Origin of the sequence: Photobacterium frigidiphilum (assembly GCF_003025615.1) — a bacterium.
Classification (GTDB): Bacteria; Pseudomonadota; Gammaproteobacteria; order Enterobacterales; family Vibrionaceae; genus Photobacterium; species Photobacterium frigidiphilum.
Genome location: NZ_PYMJ01000008.1, coordinates 146,453 through 161,137, shown reverse-complemented (window position 1 = coordinate 161,137; position 14,685 = coordinate 146,453). Strand labels below are relative to the sequence as shown.

The following is a 14,685-nucleotide window of genomic DNA, read 5'->3' as shown; positions in this document are numbered from 1 at the left end:
CTCCGTTAACCAGACTGCTTCAAAATGATGTTTTATCTGTCGTCGCTTTAAGTGAATATCATGCGTATTGATGATCTAAAACTGTTCACAACTGTGGTGCAACTGGGTAGTTTTACGGCTGCTGCAAATGCCATGGATTTACCACGTGCCAATGTGAGTCGCCGAATTGGTGAGCTTGAAAAATCACTCAATGCTCAACTTTTTTTTCGCACCACTCGAAAATTGCGCTTAAGTCAGCATGGTGAAGCTTATTACAAAGAAGTCTTAACCGTTTTAGAAGCTTATCAAAAAGCCAATGATACGTTACTTAAGCTTGATGATCGTCCGGTCGGTAAAGTGAAGCTGGGGTTATTACCTGAAAGTGACGAAGCCATTCAGCATATTCTCTACCAATTCCAAGATATGTATCCTGAAATTGATCTAGACATTCGCTCGACCAACAGCTGTTATACCGATATGTATGAGCAAGGGTTAGATCTTGCTATTCATGCAGGAAAACTTCATGACTCTAGCTTTGTTGCCCGTCATATCGCTCAACTCGGCCGAATGCTCTTAGCCAGCCCAAGTTATATCGAACAATACGGCATGCCCAGTACATTGGCTGAACTCGCCACTCATCAATGCATTTGTTATCGCTGGCCAGATGGCACATTAGAAGATAATTGGGACTTGATTGATGAAGAAGTAAAAGTTAAATCTCGCCTCGCCAGTAATAATATCGGCTTTATACGCCGAGCCATGCTAGATGGACGGGGAATTGGTATTTTACCTCCACTGCTTGCACTTTCCTCTATGGAAAGTGGAGCTTTGGTTCGCGTTTTACCTCAATATCAATCTCGTGCAGATGACGTGTGGTTATTGTATCCAGATCGTCACGGTATCAGTCGAGCCACCCGTTTATTGATTGATTTACTATTACAAGAGTTACCAAAGAAACTTTAATTGTCATGATTATCGAGACAGTTATTCATGCGTTGGCATGATTATCTATTGCAATGAACCGATTAGACTGACCCCCATAATGACAGTGGGAGTCAATAATGAAAAACTTATCGCTTATAAAACAAGAAAGTAGATTTAAAAAGAAACTCGCCTTATGCCTCATCGCGCCAATTACAGCGGCTATCTTATCAGGTTGTACTGATGCACCTGCCATGACGGCAGATAAATCCCCTCGCCCAATTCAAGTAATACAATTAAATGCGCTCGATAGCACCAGTGTTAAACGCTTTTCAGGTGTGCTTGAATCTGCTGATTCTGCCAATCTGGCTTTTCGTGTTCCGGGTACCATTACCGAGATATTATTTAATGCGGGTGACACTATTCAGCAAGGTCAGGTTATTGCCCGCCTCGATCCGAATGATTACCAAGTTACAGTATTAGAATTAGACGCCCGTTTAGCAGAAGCAAAAGCAGCCCATAAACTCGCCACCATTGAACTAAAACGCGTGAAACAAGCAACGAGAGATAACGCCATTGCTGAAGTCAATTTAGATCGTGCAATCAGTGGCTACGAACGCAGTAAAGCCATGGTACAAGTCGTACAGCAAAATCTGAAAAAAGCCCAAGATGCGTTGTCTTATACCGAGCTAAAAGCCCCGTTTGATGGTGTGATTGGTCATCGTTTCTTTGACCAATTTGAACAAGCAGCCCCTGGCATTCCAGCTTTTACCTTGCATCAGCCTAACCAATTACAAGCGGTGATTGATGTACCAGAGAATCTAGCCAATCAATTTATTTCGATGAAAAGAGCTCAAATTCAGCAGCGCCAAAGCCAAGGTAATAGCAACCTTCAACAAACAGAACACACTAGCCAGCAACAAATAAACGTAAGCTGGTACGGCAGCCAACAATCGATTCCTGCAACCTTAAAAGAAATCAGTACCATTCCTGATCCGATCAAACAAACCTTCACCGTCACCTTTTTATTAAGCCAGACTGACGATAACTTATTGGCCGGTAAAGCCATTCAGCTTGATGTGCCTTTTCAGCAAATGAACAACCAATATTGCGTGCCATATTCCTCGCTGATATCAAGCAATGATCAGCAGTCTGTTTTTCTCGTTAAAGACAATATTGCAGTACAAACGCCAGTATCAGTTAATGCCCTCAATGCAAATAAAGCCTGTATTACAGGCGAACTACAAGCAGGCGACAAAGTAGTGACTGCGGGTGTGCATTTTTTAGAAACTGGTATTCAGGTTGGCAAAACTGAAACAATAAACATCACCCAATAGGAACAGAACAATGAATTTGGCGGAATTTGCTATTAAGCAACGTACTTTCGTGGTTTTTTTCTGCGTATTGTGTGTGATTACAGGTATTGGTTCATATTTTAAACTCGGCAAATTAGAAGACCCTTCTTTTACCGTAAAAAGCGCCGTGGTAGTAACACTCTACCCAGGGGCATCAGCGCAAGAAGTAGAACAACAAGTCACCGATAAAATTGAAACTCGATTACAAGAAATGGGCTCAGTATGGAAACTGCGTTCATTATCTCGTCCGGGTAGTTCGATGATTTTTATTGATTTGCAAGAAGCAACCAACTCTAAAGATCTGCCACAACAGTGGGATTTACTGCGTCGTAAAGTGAATGACGTAAAACTGACCCTGCCAGCCACTGCACAAATCAGTATTGTGCAAGATGAATTTTCTGAAGTGTATGGCATGTTGTTTTCTGTTTATGGTGACGGTATCGAACCATCAGAATTACGTTTGTACGCCAAAGAACTTCAACGTCGTTTAAAAACCGTTGACGGTATAAAGAAAATTGAGCTTCATGGTGTCCGTAATCAAGTGGTTAATATCGATTTACCTGACGAGCGTTTAGCGGAATACGGGATTTCAGCCGCGCAAGTTGTTAACCAACTGACCAGTCAAAATATGACGTTCGATGCGGGCAGTTACACTGCAGGCGTTGAGCGTATTCGAATTGATCAAAGCAGCGCATTTAAATCGCTCGATGATATTCGCAATTTAATGATTAAAGGCGGTGTAAGTAAATTCAGTACAGGCTTGATCCGTCTTGGTGATATTGCCCATGTTTCGATGGGTTACCAAACCCCGGCATTATCAGAAAGTCGTTTCAATGGTTACGATGCCATCACCCTTGCTGTTAGCCCGATTAGTGGTGTTAACGTCGTGTCTTTGGGCGATTCAATCACCAGCATCATTAATGTATATCAGCAAACATTGCCTATTGGGGTCGAGATTGGCACCATTGCTTTTCAACCTGATGAAGTCAGTAAATCAATCAATAACTTTGTGACTAACCTTATCGAAAGTGTCGCGATTGTTGTTATTGTTCTACTGATTTTTATGGGCTTTAAAAGCGCTGTCATTGTCGGTTCAAGCTTATTGCTGACCATACTCCTCACCTTAATTTACATGTATGTCGCAGGTATCGACTTGCAACGAGTCTCGCTTGGCACATTCATCTTAGCGCTCGGGATGTTGGTTGATAATGCCATCGTCATCACCGATATGTTCATTGTTAAACTCAATAAAGGCGTAGATCGCACTAAGGCGGCAATTGAATCAGTGAAAAGGGCTGGCGTACCTCTACTAGGTGCTACCGTTATTGCGATTATGGGCTCGAGCCCTGTTCTATTTTCAAAAACAGATTCTGCTGAATTTGCCAGTTCCGTCTTTCTAATTGTCTGCTCATCGCTACTGTTTTCTTGGCTCATTGCCATGACAGTGACACCGCTTATGTGTTGGTTATGGATTAAACCCAAAAAAGTCAAAGAAGGAGCATTATCAGATCCGAAAGCCTCAACTTACTATCGCGCTGTATCTTGGACTGTCACGAATCCGCTAAAAACATTAGCATTATTGATCCCATTATTGGTTGCTACTGGTATTGCAGTACCCAAGGTAGCAATTAACTTTATTCCTAGCTCTGATCGCCCAATGGTATTTCTTGATTACTGGCTGCCAAACGGTGCCAAAATAGAGCAAACCTCGACAGATATGCAGCGTATAGAACAATGGCTAATCAAACAGCCAGAAGTCACGACCATTTCAGCTTATGTCGGGGCGAGTGCGCCTCGTTTCTCGGTTACCGTTGAACCAGAACCTTATGATCCAAGCTATGGTCAAATTGTTATTAACACTACAGACTATGAAGCTATCACGGCATTAACTCTTCGAGGTGATGCATGGCTTAAAGCTGAGTTCCCGTATGCAGAACCACGTTTTCGTCCTTTAAAGCTCGCAACCAAAGATAAATACAGTATTGAGGCGCGCTTTATTGGCCCAGACCCTGAGGTATTGCAGCAATTATCAACACAGGCCCAAGCTATTATGGCGGCTAACCCTCATACCAAATATATCCGTGATGATTGGCGTCAACCGAGCAAAGTCATTGTACCGATCATCAATCAAGAGCAAGCCCGTCGTGCAGGTATAAACCGCACCGATATTGCGCTTGCGATGAAACGTGCAACCGATGGCGTCACGTTAAGCCAGCTTCATCAAGGGGATGAACTTATCCCTATCAAACTACGAAGTGCCGAAGCCAATATAGGATCGATGGAAACACTGCCCGTTCGTTCGCTTATCGGCATGCACAGCGTACCTTTAGGGCAAGTGGTTGATGGCTTTGAGCTTAAGACAGAGCAGAGCATGATTTGGCGACGTAATCGCTTACCTGCAATCACGGTACAAGCCGATGTCAGTGGTGCAACTGCATCTGATGTGCGTAAGCAACTGGCTCAATCGATTGAATCTATTGCATTACCTGCTGGCTATCAGTTTGAGTGGGGAGGTGAATACTACGATGAGCACCGTTCTATCACTGACACTTTAAAGCAAATGCCTAAAGCGATGCTTATTATGGTCATCATTATGGTTGCCTTGTTTAATGGTTTTAAACAGCCCGTTATTATCTTAATCACACTTCCTCTTGCAGCTACTGGCGCAACATGGACCTTGTTATTATTGGATAAACCCTTTGGATTTATGGCACTCATTGGCGCTATCACACTATCGGGCATGATCATCAAAAATGGCATTATGCTGATGGATCAAATCGAATTGGAGCGGGCTAATGGCCGTGAACTTGATGAGGCCATTAAAGAAGCCACACTCAACCGAACCATGGCAATCTCAATGGGCGCACTCACCACCGCTCTGGGTATGATTCCATTATTATCTGATCGCTTATTCGACCAAATGGCCGCCACGATCATCGGAGGCTTAGCCGCAGCAACGGTACTGTCACTGTTTGTGATGCCCGCGTTGTATCGTTTGTTCTATCGCCCGAAAACAAAAGCTCAAGCAGAGGAGAGTCAATATGAAAACGCTTAAGTGGTCTCCGATTGCACTTGTACTTACATTGACGCTAACGGGTTGTGCTGTAGGGCCTGATTATCAAAAGCCAGAGCATACGATTGACACTGAGTACTTATACCAAGATACAAACGGTACCGTACAAGATGGTCTGCACAATGTTCAATCTCAAGTCAATATTCAACAGAATAGTACGCCATGGTGGTATCAGTTCGATGATGCTGTTTTGAATCAGTTGGTAGCAGATACCCAACAACAGAACATCCCCTTAAAAATGGCAGCGGAACGCATTAAAGCGGCGCAGGCTTACCAACAAGCCATAGAATCATTTAAAGTACCAACCGTCAGTCTAGGTGCTGGCTACAGTACGGCTCAGTTCAGTGACAATGGTCCACTATTAGGCCCAGTTGTTTCAGCCAATAACCCACTGGGTGTGCCATTAATGGATGCTCAACAAAGTGGCTTTTTCGCTGGTGCAACCATTGCTTGGGAAGTGGACTTATTTGGTCGTATCGATAGCCAAGCTCAAGCCGCTTTTATACGTAAAGAACAAGCCATCATTTTTCGTGAAGGCTTAAATACCGCTATCACTGCCGATGTGATTCATAACTACCTGCAAATGCGAGGGGCACAAGAGCGAAAATCCATAGCAATACAAACGGTGAACGATCAAAAAACCACACTTGCATTAGTGAATAAAGTACTCGCGAGCGGGTACGGTTCTGAGTTGGATTTGGCACGCGCGAAAGCCATGTTAGCCGCATCGAAAGCCGTCGTGCCACAGCTGGCAACAGCTGAAAATGTGCACCGCCAACGACTCGCTATTTTACTTGGTGACACACCGTCACAAATGCACCAGAGGCTCAAACAAACCTCGGTAAACAAAATGCCAGATATGACAGGCTTGATCCCAGTAGGATTACCGTCAGACCTGCTGCAACGCCGCCCTGATTTACGCATTGCAGAGCGCGAAATGGCAGCGATAAATGAGGAATTAGGCGCAGCGATTGCGGCTAAATATCCGAAATTTTTCTTAACTGGCGCACCTGGTCTTGTGGCGAGTGATTTCGATGACGTATTTAGCAGTAGTTCAACCGCATGGATTGCCAGTGTAGGGGTTAGTTGGAATATTTTTGATGGTGGGCGCAGCGATGCCATGGTCGATATTCAAGAAGCCCGTTTTAAAAATAGTGCACTCAGCTATCAATACGCAGTCAACAATGCGATTGGCGAAGTAGAAACTTTGCTACAAGGCTATGGTAATAGTCAGGAATATCAATCGCTAGTATTAGAATCTAAGCAGCAAACAGATCGTGCTGTATCAAAAGCTGAATCGTTATATGAAGCCGGTTTAGTGGATTATTTATCAATGCTAGATGCACAGCGTCAGCAGCACTTATTACAAGATAGAGTTGTTACCGCACGCTTACAGACGGCTCAGGTTGCGGTGGGTTTGCACAAGGCTCTTGGCGGTAACTGGCAACTCAATTCCAATATGACACAGTAGAAATGAATATGTAGTACGGGCTTTTGAAATGAGATGTTGTTTGACTCCCACTCTAACGACATTGAATGACCGAAAGTTCGTACTACCCTTTTAACGACGGTTAAGCCGTGCTTGCACACGCTGAAACCAATATTGCCCTTCATTTATTCCACGCACTAAACCATTTATTGAGCGACGCGCCCAGCGAAAATGCTGAATCTCAATAGGGTGAGTTGATGGCTGCCGACCAATACCAAGAAAAGCTAATTGCTCTGGCGTGCATGAATGTAAATAACTGGATTCAATTAATAACTGACGAAAGCGCCCCCAACGGATAAAGTTTTGTGATAATACAATATCGCTGGTAAAAAAATGGAAAAAGGCTGCATTGCGCTTTTTAAAATTTGGAAAACTTTGTTGATGTAATCCTTCAGGATCAAACAAGAACACCGTGCCTGCTTTTCCTGTGACCAGTGTTGGAGGTGATTGCTCGTCAATAATGCCATGTTCATCTCTCACATCTCTGTGTGAACCTGGAATATAAGCAAAAGCCCCCGAATCAACGTCATCAAGATACAAGCCGAGCTTCAATGACATCGGCTTTTTCTGCTCATTATAGTGATCGCGACAATACCATTCATCTCGGTGAAGGGGGTGAAAATCATCCTTAAAAGGTAAACTTTGCCACCCTTTTGCTTCTTGTAAACAAGCCGATTCACCTAAATAACGTTTTACTAAAATCTGCAATAACGAAAGCAAGACTACATCCACAAAACCTTGTTCAACCGTCAATAATTGATCAACCATCAAACGGCGACGATCTGTTTGATGATACCCTTGCCACGCATTAAAACTAGGCTGTTGTAGCTGGCATTCAAATGCATATCTTATTGCACTTAATTGTTCACTTATTATCAAATCAGGCAGTACTACGACACCTTGATCTTTCAATTGTGAGAACAGATTTTCATGCAATTGCATCATTAAATCCCCTATAACCATTCGCGATTCAGAAGCCAATAAAAAAAGCGTTAATACATATTATTCACTATTTAAATAGCGAATGATTTTTCCAGGATTACCGCCAAACAATACATTTTCAGGAACATCTTTCGTCACAATACATCCGGCAGCTATAACAGAGCCTCTACCAATATGAACCGGCCGTACAATATGACAATTGGTACATAACCACACATCATCTTCTATCACTAAATCTGCCATTTTAGGGTTATCACGTTCATCAATGCTCACACCATGACCGCTATGACCACTTATCATCGTTCTACCTGCAATCATCACGTTATTACCAATAATGACTTTTGTACCAACGGTAATACCGGTTTGCCAGCCGATATGGCAATCATTCCCAATCACTAGCTCGCACTGTTCATTATCAGGGTGACCATGAATACTCATCGCACCATTAAGGCACGTATTATTACCAATAGAGATAGAGACAGGGCCAGCAATGAGTGGCATGCCATTTTCAAGTTGCAAACCGTTTGCGTATTGAGTTAATCGTGATTGCATCATAGGAATATAAATAAATAAATTCATACAACGGTGAAAAATAATACCCATCAACGTGTAACATATATAAATAGGTTTATAGAGTATTGTGAGTGATGGTAGCTGTCCGTGTTTTACAAATTTCACAATACGATAAAGAAGCTTACTCACTAATGAATCTTGTTTTTTTATATTCCGTCTGAGTGTATTAATCATATGTCGCTCCTTTATCAAAGATAAACCCTACTCATTACGTTAATTAAGCAGCTCAGAATAGAGTGCATGAGTTTGATTTATTTGACGTGTTAAAGAATAGTGTTCATGAACCCACCAGTGCGCTTTAATGCCTGTTATTCTTATTAATTCAGGCTGAGACAATAATGCTTTAAGTACATTTTCAACGGCACCTTTATCATTAAAATCAACATACCAGCTATGGTTACTATGTGAAAACAACTCACCTAATCCACCTGTAGGCTGGGCAAGAACAGGACGTCCCATCGCCATACTTTCAACAGCTACATAGCCAAATGCTTCTTGCCATTGGGATGGAACAAGCAAAAGGTGTGCACCTGTTAAGTCTTGTTCAACACACTCTGAAGGACCAAGGTAGGTAATGGATGAAAATTTCTTTGCCGCCTGTTTGACCTCTTCTTGCATAGGGCCATCACCAATAATACTGATATTGGCAATCTTTGATATTTCAGAATCAGAGAATAAATACAGTAATTTGCAAACACCTTTTTCTTCAGATAAATGACCAACAAAAAAACAATTTAACGTAGTAGAAACAGGCGATAGCTCAGCATAAGAAAAACGCTGTAAATTAATACCATTATCGATTCTAACCACAGAGTAACTTGGAATATCGCTTATAAGCCAACGATAAATAAACGATGAAACCGCCACTGTACGCCTTAAAAAAAGAATAAGTATTCTACGTTTCACCTTCATCAAAGCAGATTGTATTATTGACCGACATTTCACGTTAAGAGGCTGTTTTTCTTTGGGTAACGATTGATGCGCAGTCAAAATGATATTCGAACAAAGTAGTCTTGAACACAATAAGTACAAATGCCCTATACCGTAAAAATGGAAGTGAATCATATTTGCAGGACTTCCTCGCAGCAGAAGCATCAACTGAACTACATTCGACACGCGTTCGTATTTATATCCTTTGTTTTCCAATGCATTCCTAGCATCTCTTGTAATATCTGGCGTAACGAGCACAAAGTGATATTCTGTCGTTTCTAACTGATACAAATAATCAAAAAAACTTGTTCCCTTATGCAAAGTAATATCACAAACAAGGTATATCGTTTTCATTTCATACCTCTCACGAACACTCACTAAATTCAAACCTTCCGTTTCAAATAACGCTTTAATTTCAAATAGCACCCACTGTAAATACACATACATAAAGCATGCCACGTATATAAGGGGTCTTTGGTATAAGGGAACGTTCTTACTATGAATGAGGCTGTGAGAATATGAAGAAAAACATTCGGATGCTAATGAGAAAATCATAAAGCAGGTAGAAAAAAACATATAAAAAAAGAGGGCTAAAAAGCCCTCTTCTTCATGATTTACTTATACAGTGATGGTTCACCCTCTGGGCGTGTTTTAAAGCGACGATGTAACCACAAGTACTGCTCTGGGGCTTCCATGATGGAGCGCTCAACAGCCTTATTAACGTAAGCGGCAGCAGCATCAAGATCTTTATGCGGAAAGGCATCTAATGGTGGGAAAATCTTTAATGTGTATTTTCCTGAATCGCTATTTCTAATCATGGCAAATGGCACAGCCGCACAACCAGATGCATCAACCAATAGGCTTGTACCTGTTGTTGTACAGGCATTTTCAACTGCAAATAGCGGTGCAAATGTCGAACGACGACGACCATAATCATGATCAGGCGCGTACCAGACCAGCTCGCCCTTACGTAAAGCACGCAGCATGCCTTTTACATCTTTACGATCAATCATGTCTTTGTTCGAGCGCGAGCGACCTTTATATTGAAAATAATCAAAACAAGGATTGTTATTCGGGCGATAAACACCAACACCAGGGGTGCTTAAACCAAACGCACGTGCACCTAACTCCAAATTCATCGAGTGAATAGCTATCAGTAAAACGCCCTTACCTTCAGCCTGCAGTTTTTTGATATGCTCTATACCTTCAACTTCAACATGACGTTGCACACGCAGGTCAGGCCAAAACCATGCCATTCCAGTTTCAAATAACGCTAAACCTGTATTTTCCTGATTCTTATGAATCAAGGCATCGCGCTCTGGTTCAGACATATCAGGAAAACACAGCTCTAGATTGCGCTTAACTGTTTCTCTACGACGGGATGCAAGGCGGAAAGCTAACCAACCGACACCTTGCCCCATGCGGAATTGAATAAAATAAGGAAGCCAGCTAATCAGATATAAAATCGATATCATCATTAACGTCGGCCAATAGCGTGGATGTAAAAAAGCTTTCTTAAACGTAGGGGGGATAAACTTACTCATAATTTGGAATTAATTCCTTATTCATTGCACATAAAGAACGCTTGGCACTCACAATAAAAAACAGTGTATTATAGCCAGTTTTAATAACTTAAGCCTAATGTTTTCCTAGTAGATGTTCACAAAAAAAATAGTTTGACCGGGAAATCATGAAGTATAGCCATAAATTTAAAGACTGTACGTTATTGAATAACACTGTATTGATTGATAGATATACCCAGCAATACATTGTGCTACTGCCGTATAATATACTTCACAATAATATCATTTCATTTCTGAATAAAAGCTGAAAAGTGACTATTCAGTCAGTCATCTGCCCACTCCCTCTTGGAATCTTAGATTGCTAAATCCAATGTGAATTCATCACTTTCTCTGTATTACCAAAAATTTCCTGAAACATTGAGATAAAACTGCTCTTTCCCAAATTCGTCATCGAACCCATGTGCATAACCCAAGGTAATCGGTAGCGTTAAACCATATCCTAACTTTGCTTCAATGGTTATTTGTACACCAGCCCCCGTTAACTGTTGAATATTATTACTCTCCTTCCACGCAGCACCTGAGTCAATAAACACTGAACCTGAAATATCGCCAATACCAACGGGATACAGCCCCCAGTTTCGCTCTAATCGACCCAACCACGTTTCTATCTCTAGCCGTTGAGTAGCGTAGCGATGACCTCGCTGTACCGATTCATCGTAGCCACGTAGTGCTTGGGTATCTCGTCCAAATAAACGCGATTCTTCAAGAAGATCGGTTCCTCCTAATCGGAATGGCTTCGCGCTATCATCGGCATAACCAAACCCTAATCGCCCAGTTAACGTGGTTCTTCCTGGCAGATCCCATGTTCCTCGCCACTGACCTTGATATTTTTCGCCGCTATAATCCCCATCAAATAACGCATTTGTTTCCGCAATAAAATCCGCATAGTGCCCCCAACCAATACCGGGCACATTTAAATATGTTTCGCGGTTATCGAACGTAAACGCAAAGCCGAACAATGATTCATCAGCAGTACGATATGGCGGAAGGCTAGACAAGCTAGGTTCTGATACCAGTGATTCTTTTTCCCAAGTAACACCAGCATGTAACGCTAAATCATCTTCCCACGCCGTGAACATGTTATTACGTTGCAATAATATATTGTCATCTTGAGTAATACGCCTGCCTGTAATCTCATTACCTGCCGAGGTGTTTTGTATAAACGTTTCAAAATTATGGCTACGTTCATAAGCAAGTAACCAACGATTGTCATAACGATAACCCATATTAAAATTGGCGACATCATTGTCAAAATCCCAAGTACTTGAAACCCAATAATTGTACCGACTTAATGCATCAGAGCCCGAGGTAACAAACCCAACTTCCGTTGAGTTATCATCAATAAAAAGTAATGGCAACCATGTTCGTGGGCGTAAACTTGACCATGGTGTATAAGGTTCAACTGCCGATTTATCACTGGTATTAACCACAACTGGCGGGTAATCATAACGACCTTGCTGGCTGCTCACCGTAAATGTTGTTAATGGCTTAGGCTGCTCAATAACCTTCAAGTGATACCCATCAGTACCATACGCTTGATAGGCTAACCCTAAATAAGGCTGCCACTGTGGCTGAAATGCCCCTCCGATTTCACGCGTCCATTGCGTTACTTCACCAGAGTTGGGGGCGATAACAAAAATATTATATATCCCCTTATAATCAGCACTGTATGCAATGCGCCCATCGGGTAAATAGACTGGACTATTTTCAGTTGCCTTTGTATCGGTAAGGGGCAGCCAATCTATATCTAAAAGATTATCAGTTTGAAGAGAAGTAATAGGCAGGCGTGCTAAATTCCACCCTTGATGCGGTCGTTTCATTGACGCAACGACAAAGTCCCCTGTCGGTGAAATGTCAAAACTACCTAACACATCACCTTGCTCACCGCGCCACACTAAGGATGTATGTGAATTTCCCGCATCAATTAACCACAGTTCACTTAATCCATCGATATTACGACTCGCTAATAACTGCCGGCCGTTTAACATCCAGCGTACTTTGCGAAAACGCAGTCTTTCTGTCAGTCTTATCCAGCCATTATCTTGATAGAGAAATAAATCATTAATTTGTCGACCATCAGTATAATTAACAATCCGTGATACAACTAACCCGCCAGTAGGATGCAGATCTAACGCTGTGATACCTTTGGTATTAGCGATATTTTGCCATTTCCCTTCAGACTGGTCGCTATTATTGAGCCGAGAAATAACCGCACGACCTTCACCATTTTCACGGGCAACTAACAGCCCATGATTACCCGGTGCGGTTACTTGTAAATACGGGTTGATAGCAATATCACGCCCAGTTACTGCCTGCTGAGCAAGTTCTCTTATTTGTGTGTCATAACGTATTTCAAAATCCTGTTGAAAGTCATCCCACAATTGGAAAAAGCCTTTACCAAATACTGTTTCAGCAGAGCCATTTAATAAAAAATAGGGGAGTAATTTTCGGCTGTAATCCTGTAGAAAAAGCGCCAGTTTTTCTTCACCATACGTTGCCACAAGGTATTCAATAAAATATGCACCATACAAATATTGCGATCCTAGCGGCCATTCACGCGAAGCCACGACAACCTGTTCAAGATCGTTAAACTTACCGCTAGCTACTTCCATCCGCATTTGCATGTCATAAATACTGCCTTGCAATCGACCATAGCCCAGTGCTTTATTTGTTTCTAAGTAAACAGCTAATCCTTCAATAAGCATCGAAGGCGTTAAGGCATGAGGAAATAACAAGCCATTACGACCAAGTACCTTTCGGACACCTTTTACAGCCCCTGCACCTAGCTCCATGTGCATGATGTGCGCGTATTCATGACGAATAAGCATGTGTAACCATTCATCATTCGCCTCAAGGCCATTAGCATCTTCTGGGGGGCTCATGAATAAACGGATTTGTGCAAAAGGAAACGGCGTTGCCCAGCCATTAGAAAAATCAAAATCATCGACTAATACAATTTCGGTACGGTTTTCTGGAGCATGAATAAAAAATGGCAGCAGCTCGCTGTGAACACGTTCTGCAATATCTAATGATTTAGCGGCTTGTGATTGATGCCCGTCACGAAAGTGAATGGTAAAATGTTCAGATTGCTGGCTTAACCATGTTTGATTTTGGCTATCCCAAGAAACGGATTGTGCTGCCATGGCACTAGGAAGAATTAAGCCGACACAAAGTAATATGCCGACTAATAGACATATATGTGTACCAATATAAACGGTTCTTTTGAGAGTACTTCCCTTTACACTCATCAAGGTTCCTTATTCGATTAATCCGATGCAGAATCATCATTACATTGAATAATATTATAGGATGGCACACTTGAGATGGAGGTGCCACCAGAGCTCTTTATGCGCTGCCATTGTTTAAGTGATGGCTAGCAACCTATACTTAATACCTCTGCTTCTATGAGGTATTAACGATGACTTTTTTAATCACATGGCAGATCCATCAGGGCAAACTTCACCCGATATTGGCACACTTTTCTCAACTTTCCGACGAGCAAGACACAGCAATGATGGGGGATGAGCTTAAGATGATTGGGCGATGGCATGATTTGGTCAGTGGCACAGGCGTCGCAATCTGTGAATCTGATAGCGCTGCAGCTATATCAGCGTATGCGCTGAAATGGAATAATGATATGGATATCTCAGTGCAAGTAGTCGTGGATGATGCAGCGGCGAAAAAACTAGGAGAAAGCTTATTGTTATAAGGCTCAGTTCAATAGCCTTTATCTGGATAACGGTGAAAATTTGCTTTATCTAAGCGCCGCAAAGTGTAAGTACTACTGATGCCTTTCGTTATTGATGAGCGCTCTACAGTTCAAGTACGAAAGGCACAATT

10 protein-coding genes are annotated in these 14,685 nt (G+C 42.1%); 5 read left to right on the top strand and 5 right to left on the bottom strand.

Annotation, left to right across the window (positions count from 1 at the left end; genetic code table 11):
- Positions 1-60 precede the first annotated feature (60 nt).
- The 4 genes from C9J12_RS10455 (at position 61) to C9J12_RS10440 (ending at position 6,799) form a co-directional block, all read left to right on the top strand.
- Positions 61-942 (top strand): LysR family transcriptional regulator, encoded by an 882-nt coding sequence (locus C9J12_RS10455; protein WP_107242657.1) that lies wholly within the window; start codon positions 61-63, stop codon positions 940-942.
- A gap of 98 nt (positions 943-1,040) precedes the next feature.
- Positions 1,041-2,237, top strand: a complete 1,197-nt coding sequence (locus C9J12_RS10450) for an efflux RND transporter periplasmic adaptor subunit (protein WP_107242656.1) — start codon at positions 1,041-1,043, stop codon at positions 2,235-2,237.
- 10 nt (positions 2,238-2,247) lie between these two features.
- On the top strand, positions 2,248-5,310 hold the full coding sequence (locus C9J12_RS10445; RefSeq protein ID WP_107242655.1) for an efflux RND transporter permease subunit: 3,063 nt from the start codon (positions 2,248-2,250) through the stop codon (positions 5,308-5,310).
- Positions 5,297-6,799, top strand: a complete 1,503-nt coding sequence (locus C9J12_RS10440) for an efflux transporter outer membrane subunit (protein ID WP_107242654.1) — start codon at positions 5,297-5,299, stop codon at positions 6,797-6,799. Before C9J12_RS10445 ends, C9J12_RS10440 begins: the two co-directional genes overlap by 14 nt.
- A gap of 90 nt (positions 6,800-6,889) precedes the next feature.
- Here C9J12_RS10440 and C9J12_RS10435 read toward each other — a convergent pair whose 3' ends face one another.
- From C9J12_RS10435 to C9J12_RS10415, 5 genes are all read right to left on the bottom strand, one after another.
- Positions 6,890-7,762 (bottom strand): phytanoyl-CoA dioxygenase family protein, encoded by an 873-nt coding sequence (locus C9J12_RS10435; protein WP_107242653.1) that lies wholly within the window; start codon positions 7,760-7,762, stop codon positions 6,890-6,892.
- Positions 7,763-7,819: 57 nt separating this feature from the next.
- Complete coding sequence (locus tag C9J12_RS10430; protein WP_107242652.1) at positions 7,820-8,506, bottom strand: acyltransferase; 687 nt, start codon at positions 8,504-8,506, stop codon at positions 7,820-7,822.
- Positions 8,507-8,545: 39 nt separating this feature from the next.
- Positions 8,546-9,688, bottom strand: a complete 1,143-nt coding sequence (locus C9J12_RS10425) for a glycosyltransferase family 4 protein (protein WP_170111754.1) — start codon at positions 9,686-9,688, stop codon at positions 8,546-8,548.
- A gap of 188 nt (positions 9,689-9,876) precedes the next feature.
- A complete protein-coding gene (locus tag C9J12_RS10420; protein ID WP_107242650.1) occupies positions 9,877-10,806 on the bottom strand; it encodes an LpxL/LpxP family Kdo(2)-lipid IV(A) lauroyl/palmitoleoyl acyltransferase in 930 nt (309 codons plus the stop codon).
- A 374-nt stretch (positions 10,807-11,180) separates the two neighbouring features.
- Positions 11,181-14,093, bottom strand: coding sequence for a hypothetical protein (locus C9J12_RS10415; RefSeq protein WP_107242649.1), 2,913 nt, complete (start codon positions 14,091-14,093; stop codon positions 11,181-11,183).
- Positions 14,094-14,263: 170 nt separating this feature from the next.
- Here C9J12_RS10415 and C9J12_RS10410 point away from each other — a divergent pair, with 170 nt between their 5' ends.
- Positions 14,264-14,554 (top strand): DUF3303 domain-containing protein, encoded by a 291-nt coding sequence (locus C9J12_RS10410; protein ID WP_107242648.1) that lies wholly within the window; start codon positions 14,264-14,266, stop codon positions 14,552-14,554.
- Positions 14,555-14,685 lie beyond the last annotated feature (131 nt).

Bases quoted from the DNA above. Each gene is read 5' to 3' on its own strand.
- C9J12_RS10440 (WP_107242654.1), top strand. From the start codon at position 5,297: ATGAAAACGCTTAAGTGGTCTCCGATTGCACTTGTACTTACATTGACG.
- C9J12_RS10445 (WP_107242655.1), top strand. From the start codon at position 2,248: ATGAATTTGGCGGAATTTGCTATTAAGCAACGTACTTTCGTGGTTTTT.
- C9J12_RS10450 (WP_107242656.1), top strand. From the start codon at position 1,041: ATGAAAAACTTATCGCTTATAAAACAAGAAAGTAGATTTAAAAAGAAA.
- C9J12_RS10430 (WP_107242652.1), bottom strand. From the start codon at position 8,506: ATGATTAATACACTCAGACGGAATATAAAAAAACAAGATTCATTAGTG.
- C9J12_RS10455 (WP_107242657.1), top strand. From the start codon at position 61: ATGCGTATTGATGATCTAAAACTGTTCACAACTGTGGTGCAACTGGGT.
- C9J12_RS10420 (WP_107242650.1), bottom strand. From the start codon at position 10,806: ATGAGTAAGTTTATCCCCCCTACGTTTAAGAAAGCTTTTTTACATCCA.
- C9J12_RS10415 (WP_107242649.1), bottom strand. From the start codon at position 14,093: ATGAGTGTAAAGGGAAGTACTCTCAAAAGAACCGTTTATATTGGTACA.
- C9J12_RS10410 (WP_107242648.1), top strand. From the start codon at position 14,264: ATGACTTTTTTAATCACATGGCAGATCCATCAGGGCAAACTTCACCCG.
- C9J12_RS10435 (WP_107242653.1), bottom strand. From the start codon at position 7,762: ATGATGCAATTGCATGAAAATCTGTTCTCACAATTGAAAGATCAAGGT.